The sequence below is a fragment of the Oerskovia sp. NPDC056781 genome (assembly GCF_042789955.1).
Lineage (GTDB): Bacteria > Actinomycetota > Actinomycetes > Actinomycetales > Cellulomonadaceae > Oerskovia > Oerskovia rustica.
The window spans coordinates 1-16499 of record NZ_JBHUAD010000074.1 but is presented as its reverse complement, the minus strand read 5'-3'; the positions used below and the strand labels follow the sequence as shown (position 1 = coordinate 16499).

Here is a 16499-nt window from a genome sequence, read left to right as displayed (position 1 = left end):
TTTCTCGGGGGCCGGTATTGTTTTAAACGACCCCGGGGTGGGGCCGCGCCCGCGGTCCCCCCCCCGCGGGGGGGGGGGCTGCTCCCACGAGCCGCCCGACCGCCCTCGCCTCGTCCTCCCCGGTACCGCTACGCGGCGACGGTGCTGTGCGCGTCGGCCGCGCGCATCGCACGGCGCCCCGAGGGGACCAGCACCGCGATCGCGATCACGAGGAACATGAGCGCTCCCGACACGATCAGGAGCGACTCGACCGAGAACCGGTCCGCGAGCGGACCGAAGATCAGCATCCCGAGCGGCATCGCAAGCGCCATGACGATGCCGACGAACCCGAAGACCCGCCCCTGCCGGTCGGGCTCGACCGTCTCCTGCAGGACCGTCATCGACGTCGTGGCAAAAGCGGGCACGGCGACACCGAGCAGGAACATGAACGTGAAGAAGACCCACATGTTCGTCGAGAGGCCCAGGCCGACGGAGAGCACGCCGAACACGAACGTCGCACCAACGATCATCGCGACGCGGTTCTTGAGCCCGCCCCACGTGGCGAGCAGGACGCCCCCCAGGATCGCGCCGAACGAGAACGCGAGCTCGTTGGCGGTGAGCTTCCAGACCTCCTCGCCGAACGTGCGCACGACCATGAGCGGCGTGAGGTAGGACGGGGCCACGATCAGCAGGAACACGACCGCGTACAGACCCAGGACCCAGCGCACGAAGGTGTGGCCGCGCAGGTAGCGCAGACCGCCCACGAGGTCGTCGAAGTACCCGACCTTCTCGCCCGCGGCCTCGTCCGCACGCAGCACCTTGGTCACCGGGATCAAGGCCAGGAGCCCGATCCCGATCACGGCCGTGACGACGTCGACGAAGAAGATCGCGACGATCGAGGCGCTCGCGTAGACGCCGGCCGCGACCGCGGGGGCCAGCAGCGTCATGGCCGACTGGATCGACCCGTTGATCCCGTTGACCCGCATGAGCTTGCTCACCGGGACGAGCTGAGGCAGGAGCGAGGACACCGCGGGCATCTGGATCCCCGCGCCGACCGAACGGATCGCGAGCGCGGCGTAGATGAGCCACAGGTCCTCGGTGCCCGAGAGCATGAGCAGCGCGAGGGCGAGGGTCGTCACGGCGATCGACGCGTCGGCCGCGATGATCAGGAACTTGCGGTTGAGCCGGTCGGCCCACACGCCACCGAAGATCGACACGACGGCCTGCGGCAGAAAGCCGAAGACCGTGGCGAGCGCGAGCACCGACCCAGACTTCGTCTCGAGGGTCAGGTGCCACATGATGGCGTACTGCACGAGCATCGACCCGAACAGCGAGACCGTCTGGCCGCCCAGGAAGATCGTCGCGTCGCGGCGCCAGCGTGGCTTGTCGGCCGCGTCGTCCGTCGGGGGCGCGGGGGACGGGTCCGCGGTGTCGTGCGAGGCGGCCGCGGGGTCGGCGGTCGCGCGGGGGCCGTAGGGCTCGGCGTCGGTGCCCGTCGAGGCATCCTCTGCGGTCGGGTCGGACACGGTGTTCGGCTCGGGATGACTCACCCGTCCATGGTGCGGGGCGAGGGGGTGCGCGTCCAGGAATTTGCGCGGGTCATCGCTCACGGACGCCTCAGCCCGCACGGCAAGCCCGACGCCCGGACCGTCCACGTCGTGAGCACCCGGGCGACGCGCTGTCCCGAGACTGCGCCGGATGGCAGGGTGGGACCGTGACGATCCCGACCGAGCCCACGCCGCCCCGCGACGCAGCCGACACCCCGCACGCACCGCGCCACCTCCAGCCCGGGGACGGCTGGGTCGAGTGCACGTGCGGCAGGCGGCACTGGGGGCTCGCGGGCGCCGCGGGGCTGCTCGTCGCCCGGCGCGGCCGGGACGGTCGCGTGAGCCACGTGCTCCTCCAGCACCGCGCCCCCTGGAGCGACCAGGGCGGTACGTGGGGCGTGCCGGGCGGTGCGATCCATCCCGACGAGACGCCTGAGCAGGGCGCGCTGCGCGAGGCGCACGAGGAGGCGGGCGTCGACCCCGGGCTCGTGACGATCGTCGGCGACCGGGTCCTGGACCACGGGCCCTGGCGGTACACGACCGTCCTCGCGGAGGTCGCGCCCGGAGCGCACCTCGAAGCCCGCGCGACCGACGCCGAGAGCCTGGAGATCGCGTGGGTCGCGGTCGACGACGTCCTCTCGCTCCCGTTGCTGGAGGCGTTCCGGGACGCGTGGCCCGAGCTCGTGGGGCGCTTCGCCGAGGTCGCCTGAGCGGGGCACCGCCCAGCCGGAACACGTCGCGCCCGAGACCCCTAGCGGTCCGTCCGGCCGGTCGCGGTGCTCTCGACGTCCGCAGCCCCCTTCGCGGGGCCGTGCGGCACGAGCTTGAGCCCCACGACCGCGGCGATGATGCCCGCGATGAAGACGACCTTGCCGACCGAGGCCGACTCGTCACCGGTGAGGATCGCGTAGGAGACCGTCAGGGCCGCGCCGATGCCGACCCACACCGCGTACGCGGTGCCGATCGGGATGTGCTTGACGGCCCAGCCGAGCCCACCCATGCTGATCGCGAGCGCGACGAAGAAGACGATCGACGGGACGAGCTGCGAGAAGCCGTCGGACTTGCCGAGGGCCGTGGCCCAGACAGCCTCGAAGACGGCACTGACGAGCAGGACGATCCACGGCATGTCAGCTCACCACCTTGAGGCCGACCACGGATCCGACGAGGAGGACGAGGAGCAGCCCGCGCAGCCAGGTGAAGGTCTCGGAGCCGTTGAAGAAGCCCCAGACCACGGTGAGCGTGGCCCCGATGCCGACCCAGACCGCGTAGGCGGTGCCGGTGGGCAGGGAGGTCATCGCCCAGGCGAGACCGACCATGCTGAGCGTCAGCGAGACGAGGAAGACGACCGTCGGTCGCTTGCGCGTGAAGTTCTCGGATGCGGACAGCGCCGTCGCCCAGACGGCCTCCAGCATTCCGGAGAGGACGAGGACAACCCAAGCCATGACAAGTAACCCCTCTGAGTCAGTCTTGTCCGTGCGGGTACTGCTCCCTCGTCCGCGCGTCCCTCGTCACGAGGAACTTGGTACCAGCGTACCGACATCGTGTCGTCTTGGCCAGGGATCGGCTGTGGGCACCCCCGGCTTCACACGATCCACCCCGTCGCTCCCTACCGGCCACACCCTCGACCGCGACGCCCCCGCCAGGATCGTCGGATGCCGGACATCTTCGAGCTCTCCCGTCCCGACGACTACCTGGAGCGTCTCGCCGCCTCCGACCTGGGCCGGGGCTGGAAGGCCCTTGCCACGGCCGAGCTCGACCTGCACCACGGCCACGACGTGCTCGACCTGGGCTGCGGACCGGGCGCCGACCTGCCGACGTACGCGGCAGCGGTCGGGCCGTCCGGGAGCGTCCTCGGGGTCGACCACGACGCCGGCGCCGTGGCCCGGGCCCGCGCGCTGGTGCGCCATCTGGCCACCGTCAGGGTCGCGGAGGCAGACGTCCACCGCCTGGGCCTCGCCGACGGCAGCGTCGACCGCGCACACAGCGACCGGGTGCTCCAGCACGTGGCCGACCCCGGGCTGGTCCTCGCCGAGACGTTCCGGGCCCTGCGCCCCGGTGGTCGCGCGGTGCTCGCCGAACCGGACTGGGGCACGCTCGTCGTCGACGGTCCCGACGCCGCGACGAGCGACGCGTACGGGCGCTTCGTCGTCGAGCAGGTCGTCCGCAACGGCAGGATCGGACGCCGGCTCGCCGGGCTCGCCGAACGGACGGGCTTCGCGGTCGAGCGCGTCGTCCCCGTGACCGCCGTCTTCCGCGACGTCCACGAGGCGGACCAGGTCCTGGGCCTGGCGCGGGTCGCCCGCCGAGCCGTCGAGGCGGGGTACCTGCACGAGCGCGCGGAGGCACGCTGGACCGAGCACCTCACGACGCAGCCGTTCTTCGCGTCGGTGACCCTCTTCGTCGTCGTGGCCGACAGGCCTTCGGCGTAGCGGTCGCGGGTCGTGGCCCTGGGTCCCGGCGACACCCGCGCCGCGCACCGACGGGTGGTCGCGCGGCAACACAGCACCCCCACCGTGTGGGGCGGGTCACGCGGCCGCGGGTTCACGTCCCCCGGCGACAGGAGTACTGTTCTCGCGGAGGAAGGCAAGCCTAACCAAACTAGGACGCGAGTTCCAGTTCGGCCGGGCCCCACCGCTGCGACCACCGGCCGCCCCGGCCTCCGGCTCCCGGGCTCCCCGCCCCGCGACCCGTCGAAGGACTCCTGTGTTCGCCAACTTCCTCATCGGCCTGCGTGAAGGCCTCGAGGCCGCGCTCGTCGTCAGCATCCTCGTCGCCTACCTGGTCAAGACCGGCCGACGCGACCTGCTCCCCTTCCTCTGGCTCGGCGTCGATGTCGCCGTGGCCGTCTCGATCGGATTCGGCGCGGCCCTGACCTACGGGCCGCAAGGGCTGACGTTCGAGGCCCAGGAGGCAATCGGCGGCACGCTGTCGATCCTCGCGGTCGGCCTCATCACCTGGATGATCTTCTGGATGGGCAAGACCGCCCGGCATCTCAAGGCCGACCTCCACCACAAGCTCGACGACGCCGTCGCCGCCGGGAGGTGGGCCGTCGTCGTCATGGCGCTGCTCGCCGTCGGGCGCGAAGGCCTCGAGACCGCACTCTTCCTCTGGGCCGGGGCCCAGGCCACGGGCACCACGACCAGGCCGCTGCTCGGCGCGGTGCTGGGTCTCGCCGTGGCCGTCCTGCTCGGCTGGGCCGTCTACAAGGGCGCCGTCAGGCTCAACCTGCGCGTCTTCTTCGCCTGGACCGGACTGTTCCTCGTCGTGGTCGCCGCAGGGGTGCTCGCCTACGGCGTGCACGACCTCCAGGAGGCAGGCGTCCTGCCCGGGCTGCACGACCTGGCGTTCGACGTCAGCGCGCAGATCCCGCCGTCGAGCTGGTACGGCACGGTCCTCAAGGGCGTCTTCAACTTCTCCCCCGCGACCACCTGGCTCGAGCTCGCCGCCTGGTGGCTCTACCTCGTCCCCACGCTGTTCTTCTTCGTCCGGACCGTCTGGTTCAGCGCGCCTCGCAGCAGTGCCCCCGCGCAGGCCAGCACCCCGGCAACCACCGTCACGACTCCCGGAGGAAACCGATGACCCGCTCACGGGCCACCCGCGCCGCAGCGCCGCTGCTCGCGGCCGCTCTTCTCGTCCCGCTCCTGGCCGCCTGCACGCCCAACGACCCGGCCCCCGCCGGCGCGAGCGGCTCCGCCGCCGGTTCCGCGAAGCTCACGGTCGACTCGTCGGCCGACGCGTGCACGCTCTCGGCCGCCGAGGCTCCCTCGGGCAACATCGTCTTCACCGTGACCAACACGGGCGACGACGTGACCGAGTTCTACCTGCTCGCCGAAGACGGCCTGCGGATCGTGTCCGAGGTCGAGAACATCGGCCCCGGCATCAGCCGCGACCTGGTCCTCACGGCCAAGCCCGGGCAGTACGTCACCGCGTGCAAGCCCGGCATGATCGGCGACGGCATCCGCTCGGGCTTCACCGTGACCGACTCGGGCGCGGACGTCGAGCCCACGGGTGCGGTCGCCGACCAGGTCGCGCTGGCCTCGACCAACTACGTCGCGTACGTCAAGGACCAGACCGAGCAGCTCCTCGAGGGCACCCAGGAGTTCGTGACCGCGTACGAGGCGGGCGACGACGAGGCCGCCAAGGCGCTCTACGCCCCGGTGCGCGTCCACTGGGAGCGCATCGAGCCCGTCGCCGAGTCGTTCGGCGACCTCGACCCCAAGATGGACCTGCGCGAGGCCGACCTCGAAGAGGGCCAGGAGTGGACCGGCTGGCACCTGCTCGAGAAGGACCTGTGGCAGCCCGCCCCCGAGGCCAACGGCGGCGAGACCTACGTGGCCCTGACGCCCGAGCAGCGCACGCAGTACGCCGACCAGCTCCTCGCCGACACCCAGGAGCTCTTCGACCGCACGCACGAGGCGTCCTTCGCGGAGGGCATCGACGCCCCCGCGATCGGCAACGGCGCCAAGGGCCTGCTCGACGAGGTCGCGACGGGCAAGGTCACGGGCGAGGAGGAGATCTGGTCGCACACCGACCTGTGGGACTTCCAGGCCAACGTCGACGGCGCCAAGGTCGCCTACGACGGTCTGCGCGACGTCGTCGCAGCCAAGGACGCGAAGCTCGCCGCGACGCTCGACGAGCGCTTCACGACGCTCCAGGGCCTGCTCGACGAGCAGAAGCAGGGCGACGGGTTCGTGCTCTACACCGACCTCACCCCCGAGCAGGTCAAGGCGCTCTCCCAGGCCGTCGACTCGCTGAGCGAGCCTCTCTCGCAGCTCACCGCCGCCGTGGTGCTCTGAGGACCGACGCACCATGACGACAGCGCCCGACCAGCCCGAGCAGCCCGGCACCGGATCGCCCGCCCCGGCGGGCGACGACGCACCCCGAGGGGCCACCGCGCCCGGAGAGGCGGCGGGACGGACCGAGCCACCGCAGGAGGCGCTCCGCATCTCGCGGCGCGCGCTCCTGGGGATGGCCGGCGTCGGGCTGGCCGGGGCGGGGCTCGCCGGTGGCTTCGCCGCCGGGAACGCCACGGCCCGCACCTCGGCACCGAGTGCGGGCCCCGCCGAGGGCGAGGGCGCGTTCGCGTTCACGGGCGAGCACCAGGCCGGGATCACGACCCCGGTCCAGGACAGCCTGCACTTCGCGACCTGGGACGTCACGACCCAGGACCGCGACGAGGTGGTCGCGCTCCTGCGTGCCTGGACGCTCGCGGCCTCGCGCATGACGCAGGGCCTGCCCGCCGGGGAGTTCGGCCCCATGTCCGGTCCGTACGACGCCCCGCCGGACGACACGGGCGAGGCCGAGGACCTGCCGGCCTCGGGTCTGACGATCACGTTCGGGTTCGGCCCCTCGTTCTTCACGGCCGCGGACGGTTCGCCGCGGTTCGGTCTCGACGGCCGCAGGCCCGACCTCCTCGCGGACCTGCCGCACTTCCCGGGCGACATGCTCGAGGACGCGCGCTGCGGCGGCGACCTCGCGGTCCAGGCCTGCGCGAACGACCCGCAGGTCGCGGTCCACGCGATCCGCAACCTCGCGCGCATCGCGTTCGGGACGGCGTCGGTCCGCTGGAGCCAGCTCGGCTACGGGCGGACGTCGTCGACCACGACGACCCAGCCCACGCCCCGGAACCTGTTCGGCTTCAAGGACGGCACGGCCAACATCACGTCCGAGGAGTCGGCGGCGATCGACGAGCACGTGTGGGTCGCCCCGGGCGACGGCGCCGACTGGCTCGCGGGCGGATCGTACCTGGTCGCGCGCCGCATCCGCATGACGATCGAGACGTGGGACCGGGCTCCCCTGCGCGAGCAGGAGACCATCGTGGGCCGGACCAAGGGCTCAGGGGCGCCGCTGTCCGGCGGCGAGGAGCGCACCGAGCCCGACTTCGAGGCGGCGGGCCGCGGCGGCGCCCCGCTCATCGACCCGGCCTCGCACGTGCGCCTCGCGCACCCCACGAGCAACGGCGGCGCGCGCATGCTGCGCCGCGGCTACAACTACACCGACGGCTCGGACGGGCTCGGCAGGCTCGACGCGGGGCTCTTCTTCCTCGCGTACGTGCGCGACCCGGCCACGCAGTACGTGCCCATGCAGAACGCGCTCGCCAAGCACGACCTCATGAGCGAGTACCTGCGGCACACGGGCTCGGGGATCTGGGCCGTGCCGCGCGGCGTCCCTGCGGGGGCCGGGCTCGGCGGGGACCAGGGGGCCTTCGTGGGCCAGGACCTGTTCGCCTGACCCACGCGCGTGCTCAGTCCTTGACCCGGCCCGCGTGCTGCACGGCCGGTCGGACCAGCTCGCCGTACGCCTGGAGCGTCTCGTCGTTCGCGTCGTGCTGGAGGTAGAGCGCGAACTGGTCGACGCCGAGCGCCTTGAGCTCGAGCAGCCGCTCGACGTGCCGCGCAGGCGGCCCGATCAGGCAGAACCGGTCCAGGATCTCGTCGCTCACGAACGCGGTGTGCGTGTTCCCCGCGCGCCCGTGCTCGTTGTAGTCGTAGTCGACGCGCCCCGCGACGAAGTCGGTCAGCGCCCGCGGGATGTCTGGCCCCCCGTGGCCTTCCGACGAGGGGTCCCCCGCCCGGTAGCGCGCGACGATCTCCGCGACGTGGTTGCCGACCATGCCGCCGAACCAGCGGCACTGGTCGTAGGCGTGGGCGAGCGACCGCCCTCCCCCGTGCGCGGGCACCTCCCCGTCCCCGCCCGTGCCCGACGGCGCCTCGTCCGTCACGTACGCGGGCGCGGCCACGCAGATGGTCACCTCGGCCGGGTCGCGGCCGGCCCGCTCTGCGGCCCGGCGCACCGCGTCGATCGACCAGGCCACGATGTCGGGGTCGGCGAGCTGGAGGATGAAGCCGTCCCCGACCTCGCCCGCGAGCGCCAGCGCGCGCGGGCCGTAGGCGGCCACCCACACAGGGGTACGGCTCTCGCGGGCCCAGGGCAGGTGGAGCGTCGAGCCGTGGTGCTCGACCGCGCGACCGCCGGCGAGCCCTCGGATGGTCGTGACGGCCGTGCGCAGCTCGGCGAGGGTCACGGGCTTGCCGTTGGTCACCCGGACCGCGGAGTCCCCGCGGCCGATCCCGCAGACCGTGCGGTTGCCGAACATGTCGTTGAGGGTCGCGAAGGTGGACGCGGTCACGGTCACGTCGCGCGTCGCGGGGTTGGTGACCATGGGCCCGACGGTCACGCGGTGGGTCGCGGACAGGATCTGGGAGTGGATGACGTACGGCTCCTGCCACAGCAGGTGCGAGTCGAACGTCCACACGTGGCTGAAGCCGTGGAGCTCGGCGCGACGTGCGAGGTCGACGACGCGCCACGCGGGCGGGTCGGTCTGCAGGACGACGCCCAGGTCGAGGCGCTCGGCCGTGCCGGTCGCGGTCATGGCTGGTCCCTGCCCGTCATCTCAGGTAGGCCGAGTGGCTGCGACGCAGGTACCGGCCGTGCCCGGGGTGCCCGTGGTACTCGCCGTCCGAGACCAGGACCTTGCCGCGTGAGATCACGACGTCGACGTGCCCGTCGATCTCGAAGCCCTCCCACGCGGAGTGGTCCATGTTCATGTGGTGGGTCTTGCGGTTCCCGTGCGCGGCGTCCGCGCCCGAGGTGTACCCGATCGACGTGTGCCCGGCGGGGTCGTAGACCACGACGTCGGCGTCGGCCCCCGGGGCGAGAACCCCCTTGCGGTCGCCGAGGCCGAACATGCGCGCCGGCGTCGTGCAGCACAGCTCGACCCAGCGCTCGAGCGAGATCCGCCCGTCGACGACACCCTGGTAGACGAGGTCGAGGCGGTGCTCGACGCCCCCGATCCCGTTGGGGATCTTGGAGAAGTCACCGAGGCCGAGCTCCTTCTGCTCCTTCATGCAGAACGGGCAGTGATCGGTGCTCACGACCGACAGGTCGCCCGTGCGCAGGTAGCGCCACAGCTCGTCCTGGTGGCCCTCGGCCCGCGAGCGCAGTGGGGTCGAGCAGACCCACTTGGCGCCCTCGAAGTCGCCCCACTCCTCGCTCGTGGCCCCGAGCTGTTCCTCGAGCGAGAGGTACAGGTACTGCGGGCACGTCTCGCCGAACACGTTCCAGCCGTCGTCGCGGGCGCGGGCGAGCGTGGCGACGGCCTGCTTGGCCGACATGTGCACCACGTAGAGCGGGGCACCGGCGAGCCGCGCGAGCATGATCGCGCGGTGCGTGGCCTCCTCCTCGGTCTCCCACGGGCGCGTGGTGCCGTGGAAGTACGGGGCCGTGTCGCCGCGGTCGATCGCCTGGCGCACCAGGACGTCGATCGCGATGCCGTTCTCGGCGTGCATCATGACCATCGAACCGTTGGTGGCTGCCTTCTGCATGGCCCGCAGGATCTGCCCGTCGTCGCTGTAGAAGACCCCGGGGTAGGCCATGAAGAGCTTGAAGCTCGTGATGCCCTCGGTCACGAGCTCGTCCATGGCCTTGAGCGAGTCGTCGTCGACGCCGCCGAGGATCTGGTGGAAGCCGTAGTCGATCGCGCAGTTCCCCTCGGCCTTGGCGAACCAGGCCGCGAGGGAGTCCTGGACCCGTTCGCCGGTGCGCTGGACCGCGAAGTCGACGATCGTCGTCGTGCCTCCCCATGCCGCGGCGCGCGTCCCGGTCTCGAACGTGTCCGAGGCGGCCGTGCCGCCGAACGGCAGCTCCATGTGGGTGTGCGGGTCTACGGCGCCCGGGATCACGTACTTGCCGGTCGCGTCGATCACGGTCTGGGCGACCGAGGCGAGGTCCACCCCGAGCGTCGTGTCGCCCGGGCGCAGCAGCGCGGCGACCTGCTCGCCGTCGAGCAGGACGTCCGCGCGCGAGCGCCCCGTGGGCCCGACGACGGTGCCACCCGTGATGAGGGTCAGTGCCATGGTGTGCGTCCTCTCGTTCGGCGGTCGGTGCGGGGTGCGGCGCGGTGCGGGTGCGGGGCGGTCGGGCCGGCTGGGCGGCTCGGGACGGCCTCAGGGAGCGGTCAGCGGGCCGTACGCGTCGGGGCGGCGGTCGCGGTAGAACTGCCACCGGTTGCGGACCTCGGTCAGCAGGTCGAGGTCGAGGTCGCGCACCACGAGCTCCTCCTCGTAGGCATCGGCCGTCTCGCCCACGAACGCCCCCTCGGGGTTCACGAAGTAGCTCGTGCCATAGAAGTCGTTCGAGCCCAGCTCCTCGAACCCGACCCGGTTGATGGCGCCGACGTAGTACTCGTTGGCCACGGCCGCCGCGGGCTGCTCGAGCCGCCACAGGTAGTTGGACAGGCCGCGGCTCGTGGCGCTCGGGTTGAAGACGACGGTCGCTCCTGCGAGGCCCAGGGCCCGCCACCCCTCGGGGAAGTGCCGGTCGTAGCAGATGTAGACCCCGATGCGACCGACCGCTGTGTCGAAGACCGGGTAGCCCAGGTTGCCGGGGCGGAAGTAGAACTTCTCCCAGAAGCCCGGCAGGTGCGGGATGTGGGTCTTGCGGTACTTGCCGAGGTAGCTGCCGTCGGCGTCGATCACGGCCGCGGTGTTGTAGAGGATCCCGGGCTGCTCGAGCTCGTACACGGGCAGCACGACCACGATGCCCAGCTCCTTGGCGAGGGCGGCGAAGCGCTCGGTCGTCGGGCCCGGGACGGACTCGGCGTAGGAGTAGAACGCGGCGTCCTCGACCTGGGGGAAGTAGGGCGCGTTGAACACCTCCTGGAAGCAGATGACCTGGGCCCCCTGGTCGGCGGCCTGGCGGGTGTACCGCTCGTGGGCCGCGACCATGGACTCCTGGTCGCCGGTCCAACGGACCTGGGTGAGGGCGGCGCGCACGATCATGGGGTCTCCTCGGGTGCGGTGGCGGGACGGGGGCGGTGACCGTTGTGCTCGCCCGACCGCGCCGACCGCGCCGACGGCACGGACCGGCGCCCGTGAGCGGCGGGCTCCACGACGTACCGGTCGGCGACGTCGAGCGCTGCGTCGACGACGTCGAGGCCGTGCTCGAGGTCCTCGACCGACGTGACGAGCGGCGGGGCCAGGTGCAGGCGGTTGACCTGCGGGAAGGGCCAGACGCCGCCACCCGTCACCGCGGCGACGACCTCGGCCATGGGGGCGTTCTGCTCGGGCGTGCCCTGGAACGGCACGAGGCGTTCGCGCGTGAGCGGGTCGCGGACGAGCTCGATCGCCCAGAGGAACCCGAGCCCGCGGACCTCGCCCACGCTGGGGTGCCGTGCGGCCATGTCACGCAGGCGTTCGCCCAGCACCCGCTCGCCCAGCGACCGGACCCGGTCGAGGATGCCCTGCTCCTCGAGCACGTGGATGCTCGCGACGCCGGGCGCGCACGCGAGCGGGTGACCCGAGTAGGTGAGCCCGCCGGGAAAGGGGGTGCGGTCGAAGCTCGCGGCGACGCGCTCGGACACGATCACCCCGCCGAGCGGGACGTAGCCCGAGTTGACGCCCTTGGCGAAGACCACGAGGTCCGGCACGACGTCCCAGTGGTCCACGGCGAACCACTCGCCCACGCGCCCGAAGCCGACCATGACCTCGTCCGCGACGTACAGGATGCCGTGCTCGTCGCAGAGCGCGCGCACCCCCGCGAGGTAGCCGTCGGGGGGCACGAGCACGCCGTTGGTCCCGACCACGGTCTCGAGCAGGATCGCGGCGATCGTCGCGGGGCCTTCGAGCTCGACGACCTCGCGCAGGTGGCGCAGCGCCGCGACGCACTCGTCGGCGTCGGTCGCGGCCCCGAACGACGACCGGTAGGTGTAGGGCCCGAAGAAGTGCCGCACGCCCGGGTCCACCTCGTTGGGCCAGCGGCGCGGGTCGCCCGTGGCCGTCACGGCCGTGCCCGTGTTGCCGTGGTAGGACCGGTAGGCGGCCAGGACCTTCTGGCGGCCCGTGTGGCGCCGGGCGAGACGCACGGCGTTCTCGACGGCGTCGGCGCCCCCGTTGGTGAAGAACACACGGTTCAGCCCGCCGTCGGCGCCGCCCGGCGCGCGCTCGACGATCAGGCGCGCGAGCTCGCTGCGCACCGGGTTCGCGAACGACGGCGCGACGGTCGCGAGGCGTCCGGCCTGCGCCTGGATCGCGCCCACGAGCGCGGGGTGCTGGTGTCCCAGGTTGAGGTTGATGAGCTGCGAGGCGAAGTCCAGGTAGCGCGTGCCCTTCTCGTCCCAGAACCAGGCGCCCTCCCCGCCGGCGATGGTCACGGGCCGGATCAGCTCCTGCGCCGACCACGAGTAGAAGACATGGGCGTCGTCCCGTCCGGCCCGTCCCGTGCCCTGCACTGCGTCCGTCATCCGGCTCGCCGTCCTTTCGTCCGTCGGCTCGTCCACCTCGTCACCGGGTCCGGGGGAACCCCAGGTCGATGCTGCTGGTCGCGGGGTCCGGCCACCGCGACGTCACGACCTTGGTCCGGGTCGCGAAGTGGATGCCCTCGGGGCCGTACATGTGCGAGTCCCCGAACAGCGAGCCCTTCCACCCGCCGAACGAGTAGTAGCCGACGGGCACCGGGATGGGGACGTTGACGCCGACCATCCCGGCCTGCACCTCGACCTCGAAGCGTCGGGCGGCTCCCCCGTCGCGCGTGAAGATGGCCGCGCCGTTGCCGTACGGGTTCTCGTTGACGAGCCGCAGAGCGTCGTCGAACGTCTCGGCCCGCACGACCGAGAGCACGGGCCCGAAGATCTCCTCGCGGTACACCGTGTGCTCGGGCCGCACGTGGTCCACGAGGCTCGGGCGCAGGAAGAACCCGCCGCTCGTGTCCTGCCCGTCCGGCCCCGGCCCGACGGGCGGCCCGTCCCGCCCGTCCAGGACCAGGACCGCCCCCTCGTCGACCGCGCTGCCCACGCGCGCCGCGACCCGGTCGCGGTGCTCGGCCGTGATGAGGGGCCCCATCTGGGAGGCGGGGTCGTTCCCCGGCCCGACGACGAGTCCCGCCACCCGCGTGCGGATCGCCTCGACGAGGGCATCGGCGACGTCGCCCACCGCGACCACGACCGAGATCGCCATGCACCGCTCCCCTGCAGACCCGTACCCCGCCGAGACCGCCGCGTCCGCCGCAGCGTCGAGCTCGGCGTCAGGCAGGACGACCAGGTGGTTCTTCGCCCCGCCCAGCGCCTGGACCCGCTTGCCGTGGCGCGTGCCCGTCTCGTAGACGTGGCGGGCGACGGGCGTGGAGCCGACGAAGCTGATCGCGGCGACGTCGGGATGCTCGAGGAGCCGGTCGACCGCGACCCGGTCACCCTGCACGACGTTGACGACGCCGTCGGGCAGCCCGGCCTCGGCCAGGAGCCGGGCGACCAGCAACGAGGCCGACGGGTCGCGCTCGCTCGGCTTGAGCACGAACGTGTTGCCGCACGCGATCGCCGTCGGGATCATCCACAGCGGCACCATGGCCGGGAAGTTGAAGGGCGTGATGCCCGCCATGACGCCCAGCGGCTGCTTGACCTCGTGGACGTCCACCCCGGTCGAGACCTGCTGGCTGAAGCCCCCCTTGAGCAGGTGCGGGATCCCGGTCGCGAACTCGACGTTCTCGAGCGCTCGCGCGACCTCCCCCTGCGCGTCGGACACGACCTTGCCGTGCTCGGCCGAGACCAGGTGGGCGATCTCGTCCCGGTGCCCGCGCAGGAGCTCGTGGAACGCGAAGAGGATCTCGACGCGCCGCGACAGGCCCGTCCGGGACCAGCCCGGGAAGGCTGCGAGCGCCGCGGCCACGGCCGCGTCCACGTCGGCCGCCGAGGCGAGGGCAACGCGCCCCGTGACCCGTCCGGTGGCCGGGTCGTGGACGGCTCCGTACCGTTGCGCCTCGTCCACGCGGCGGCCGCCGACGACGTGCCCGATCACCCCTGGGGCCCGCTCGGGGGTGCTGCTCGTCATGCTGGCCTCCCTCCCGGGCGTGGCACGCAGGACCACGGCCCGGGTCGTCGACGACTGAGTCTCAGTGTGGCACGAGGACTCCTTTCGTGTGAGGTCGATCACAGATCGCGGGGTCCGCCCGGGTGAAGGGTGCCGGGGCGCTCTCCCGCCGTGCGTGCCGCTGTCTTCGCGCCACCGGGCCCGGGTACGGTCGGGCCGTGACCGACGAGCACCCCACGAGCAGCCACGACCCGGGCGACCCGCGAACCCCGGCGGGGCCTCCTCCTCCCGGACCGGACCCCGCTCCCGCACGCCCGATGACCCGGGCCGAGCGACGTGCTGCCGAGCAGGCCGCCCTGGAGCGCCAGGCGGACACCTCGTGGCACTCGTCACCCGCCACGGGCGCGCTGCCGACCGCGCGCCCCCGGACGTCTGCCCTGCCCACCACGGCCGGGGCCTCCGCCTGGGAGCGGGTCGAGGTCTCGGCAGAGGCCGCTCCGGCCCCGTCGGCCTGGCGTGAGCGCGCGGCGCGCTTCGCCCCGAACCTGTCACAGGCGCCTGGCGCGCCCGCCGTGCCCACGACGGTCGGGCCGGAGGCGGCCGACTCGTCCGCTCCGAGCCGGACGACGTCCGCCGGGCCTCCGCTCGACCCGTCGCGAACCCCGACGACGACCGGCACGACCACCGGTACGGCGACCTCCGCCGACGCCACGGCCCCCGGCATCACGACAGGCTCGTCGACGCCGTTCCCGACTCGTCGACAGCTCTCCCACGCCGCCCGGCACGTGACACGGCTCGGCCGCGGCAACGCCGCTCGCCTGCTCCTGCTCACCGTCGTCACGGCGCTCGCGGTCGAGATGATCCGGGCGAGCGGCCCCCTGCTCGACCGCGCCTTCGCCTCGAGCGTGACCGTCGCCGCCGGGACGGCACTGATCACGTACGCGGCTCCCGCGCTGGCCGTGACGATCATCGCCGCGCGACTGCCGATCTCCGGGCGGGTCACGCTCGGTGCGGTGCTCGCCCTGGTCGGGTGGCGGCTGGGTCTGCAGGGGCTCGGGATCGCCGCCGGCTCGGACGGGGCGCTCGGGTCGGCCCGCTACGGGCTGGGGCTCGGGGGCGCCTCGCTCGCGGTGGCCACGCTCGTCATCGTGGTCGCGTTCGTGAGCGGCGTCCGTCCGTCGCCCGCCGAGGTCTCCCCCGAGAGGGTGGGAGGCGCCTGGACGCCTCTCGCGAACGGGCGCATGGTCGCCCTCGGCCTGTCCCTGGGCGTCCTGGGCGCCGCGGGCGTGAGCCTGCTCCACGGGACGTGGGACGCGTACTGGCGCACCGGTCTGCTCTCCTGGGTGGCCCCCCTCGTACTCGGCGGCCTGGCGGTCGTCTCGGCGTGGCTGCTGCGCCGCGACCCCGCCGCCCCCGGGGCCCGCGGGATCTGGGTGCTCGGCCCGTACCTCGCGCTGGGCGTCATGGTCTTCGGCAACCCCGCTTTCATCGCGTCGCAGACGGGACTCCCCCTGGCCGTGGCCGCGGGAGCGGTCGTGGTCATGGCCCTGATGGTCGGGCTGACGACCGTCCGGGGCACCGCGCGGTCGAGCCGTCCCGGGGGCAACGTCGTCCTGTCGGTCCTGGGTCGGTGGGCCGACCTCGTGGCGCTCGTCGCCTTCGCCCTGGTCGTGTTCGTGCTGCCCGGCCGTACCGAGGCGCTCGACGACCTGTTCGCCTGGGCGCTCCTGGTCTGCGTCGTCGGCCTCGCCGTCGCCTCAACCGACGCCGTCGTGCACGCTCTCACCCGACCGGCCCGTGAGGTCGGCTGGCTGCGCCTGGCCGGGGCCGGCACCGCCGTCGGGCTGGGGCTCATCCTGCCGCTCCTGGTCTACCAGCTCGACTACGACGTGCCCCTGCCCGTGCCCAACGCCTCCGTGCCAGTCCTGGTCGCCCTCGTGATCGGGGTCGCGGGCCTGCGCCGTACCCGCCCGCTGCCGCAGGCCGCCGCGGGCACCGCGGCGGCCGCACGCGTCGCCCCGCCGAGCGTGCGCGTCGCGCTGCCCGTCGTGGCCGCGGTCGCCGTCCTGGCCGCAGGCGGCGCCGCCGTGCAGCTCGTCGACCTGCCGACCGGGGACCGGACGGCGAGCGGGACGGCGGCCGGCGACGAGCAGGGCCTCGTCGTCCTCGACTGGAA

Annotated in this window: 13 protein-coding genes, 1 pseudogene and 1 riboswitch; of the genes and pseudogenes, 6 read left to right on the top strand and 8 right to left on the bottom strand. The window is 73.0% G+C overall.

From position 1 onward, the window contains the following. Positions 1 to 128: 128 nt before the first annotated feature. On the bottom strand, positions 129 to 1529 hold the full coding sequence (locus ACFRCR_RS08830) for an MFS transporter (RefSeq protein WP_377676848.1): 1401 nt from the start codon (positions 1527 to 1529) through the stop codon (positions 129 to 131). Between the two features lie 164 nt (positions 1530 to 1693). Between ACFRCR_RS08830 and ACFRCR_RS08825 the strand changes: the two genes are divergently transcribed. Next, a complete protein-coding gene (locus tag ACFRCR_RS08825; protein ID WP_377676846.1) occupies positions 1694 to 2236 on the top strand; it encodes an NUDIX domain-containing protein in 543 nt (180 codons plus the stop codon). Between the two features lie 41 nt (positions 2237 to 2277). Here ACFRCR_RS08825 and ACFRCR_RS08820 read toward each other — a convergent pair whose 3' ends face one another. Then, positions 2278 to 2652: a DMT family transporter gene (locus tag ACFRCR_RS08820; RefSeq protein ID WP_377676844.1), complete on the bottom strand. Its 375-nt coding sequence runs from the start codon at positions 2650 to 2652 to the stop codon at positions 2278 to 2280. A 1-nt stretch (position 2653) separates the two neighbouring features. Further along, positions 2654 to 2968, bottom strand: a complete 315-nt coding sequence (locus tag ACFRCR_RS08815) for a DMT family transporter (protein WP_377676842.1) — start codon at positions 2966 to 2968, stop codon at positions 2654 to 2656. 13 nt (positions 2969 to 2981) lie between these two features. Further along, a riboswitch (guanidine-III (ykkC-III) riboswitch) is annotated at positions 2982 to 3048 on the bottom strand. A gap of 130 nt (positions 3049 to 3178) precedes the next feature. Here ACFRCR_RS08815 and ACFRCR_RS08810 point away from each other — a divergent pair. The 4 genes from ACFRCR_RS08810 to efeB all read left to right on the top strand — a co-directional run bounded on the left by ACFRCR_RS08810 (position 3179) and on the right by efeB (position 7757). Next, positions 3179 to 3955 carry a methyltransferase domain-containing protein gene (locus ACFRCR_RS08810; RefSeq protein WP_377676840.1) on the top strand — a complete coding sequence of 259 codons (777 nt, stop codon included), beginning with the start codon at positions 3179 to 3181 and terminating at the stop codon, positions 3953 to 3955. A gap of 274 nt (positions 3956 to 4229) precedes the next feature. After that, positions 4230 to 5105 carry an iron uptake transporter permease EfeU gene (gene efeU / locus ACFRCR_RS08805; RefSeq protein ID WP_377676839.1) on the top strand — a complete coding sequence of 292 codons (876 nt, stop codon included), beginning with the start codon at positions 4230 to 4232 and terminating at the stop codon, positions 5103 to 5105. After that, on the top strand, positions 5102 to 6322 hold the full coding sequence (gene efeO / locus ACFRCR_RS08800; protein WP_377676837.1) for an iron uptake system protein EfeO: 1221 nt from the start codon (positions 5102 to 5104) through the stop codon (positions 6320 to 6322). Before efeU ends, efeO begins: the two co-directional genes overlap by 4 nt. A gap of 13 nt (positions 6323 to 6335) precedes the next feature. Next, positions 6336 to 7757 carry an iron uptake transporter deferrochelatase/peroxidase subunit gene (gene efeB, locus ACFRCR_RS08795; RefSeq protein WP_377676835.1) on the top strand — a complete coding sequence of 474 codons (1422 nt, stop codon included), beginning with the start codon at positions 6336 to 6338 and terminating at the stop codon, positions 7755 to 7757. Positions 7758 to 7770: 13 nt separating this feature from the next. Here the strand turns inward: efeB and ACFRCR_RS08790 are convergent, their stop codons facing one another. The 5 genes from ACFRCR_RS08790 to ACFRCR_RS08770 form a co-directional block, all read right to left on the bottom strand. Next, positions 7771 to 8898, bottom strand: coding sequence for a TIGR03842 family LLM class F420-dependent oxidoreductase (locus tag ACFRCR_RS08790; RefSeq protein WP_377676834.1), 1128 nt, complete (start codon positions 8896 to 8898; stop codon positions 7771 to 7773). Between the two features lie 16 nt (positions 8899 to 8914). Further along, on the bottom strand, positions 8915 to 10381 hold the full coding sequence (hydA, locus tag ACFRCR_RS08785; protein ID WP_377676832.1) for a dihydropyrimidinase: 1467 nt from the start codon (positions 10379 to 10381) through the stop codon (positions 8915 to 8917). 90 nt (positions 10382 to 10471) lie between these two features. After that, the gene (locus ACFRCR_RS08780; RefSeq protein ID WP_377676831.1) at positions 10472 to 11305 is read right to left on the bottom strand and encodes a nitrilase-related carbon-nitrogen hydrolase; all 834 of its coding nucleotides are present in this window, start codon (positions 11303 to 11305) and stop codon (positions 10472 to 10474) included. Further along, positions 11302 to 12765 carry an aspartate aminotransferase family protein gene (locus tag ACFRCR_RS08775; RefSeq protein ID WP_377676830.1) on the bottom strand — a complete coding sequence of 488 codons (1464 nt, stop codon included), beginning with the start codon at positions 12763 to 12765 and terminating at the stop codon, positions 11302 to 11304. Before ACFRCR_RS08775 ends, ACFRCR_RS08780 begins: the two co-directional genes overlap by 4 nt. A gap of 40 nt (positions 12766 to 12805) precedes the next feature. Beyond that, positions 12806 to 14344, bottom strand: coding sequence for a CoA-acylating methylmalonate-semialdehyde dehydrogenase (locus ACFRCR_RS08770; protein WP_377676828.1), 1539 nt, complete (start codon positions 14342 to 14344; stop codon positions 12806 to 12808). 197 nt (positions 14345 to 14541) lie between these two features. Between ACFRCR_RS08770 and ACFRCR_RS08765 the strand changes: the two are divergent. Further along, positions 14542 to 16499: pseudogene (locus tag ACFRCR_RS08765) on the top strand (hypothetical protein); the annotation flags it as partial.

Excerpts from the sequence above, each read along its gene's own strand:
- ACFRCR_RS08815 (WP_377676842.1), bottom strand. The coding sequence starts at position 2,968 with ATGGCTTGGGTTGTCCTCGTCCTCTCCGGAATGCTGGAGGCCGTCTGG.
- ACFRCR_RS08820 (WP_377676844.1), bottom strand. The coding sequence starts at position 2,652 with ATGCCGTGGATCGTCCTGCTCGTCAGTGCCGTCTTCGAGGCTGTCTGG.
- efeO (WP_377676837.1), top strand. The coding sequence starts at position 5,102 with ATGACCCGCTCACGGGCCACCCGCGCCGCAGCGCCGCTGCTCGCGGCC.
- ACFRCR_RS08810 (WP_377676840.1), top strand. The coding sequence starts at position 3,179 with ATGCCGGACATCTTCGAGCTCTCCCGTCCCGACGACTACCTGGAGCGT.
- hydA (WP_377676832.1), bottom strand. The coding sequence starts at position 10,381 with ATGGCACTGACCCTCATCACGGGTGGCACCGTCGTCGGGCCCACGGGG.
- efeB (WP_377676835.1), top strand. The coding sequence starts at position 6,336 with ATGACGACAGCGCCCGACCAGCCCGAGCAGCCCGGCACCGGATCGCCC.
- ACFRCR_RS08790 (WP_377676834.1), bottom strand. The coding sequence starts at position 8,898 with ATGACCGCGACCGGCACGGCCGAGCGCCTCGACCTGGGCGTCGTCCTG.
- ACFRCR_RS08780 (WP_377676831.1), bottom strand. The coding sequence starts at position 11,305 with ATGATCGTGCGCGCCGCCCTCACCCAGGTCCGTTGGACCGGCGACCAG.
- ACFRCR_RS08775 (WP_377676830.1), bottom strand. The coding sequence starts at position 12,765 with ATGACGGACGCAGTGCAGGGCACGGGACGGGCCGGACGGGACGACGCC.
- ACFRCR_RS08770 (WP_377676828.1), bottom strand. The coding sequence starts at position 14,344 with ATGACGAGCAGCACCCCCGAGCGGGCCCCAGGGGTGATCGGGCACGTC.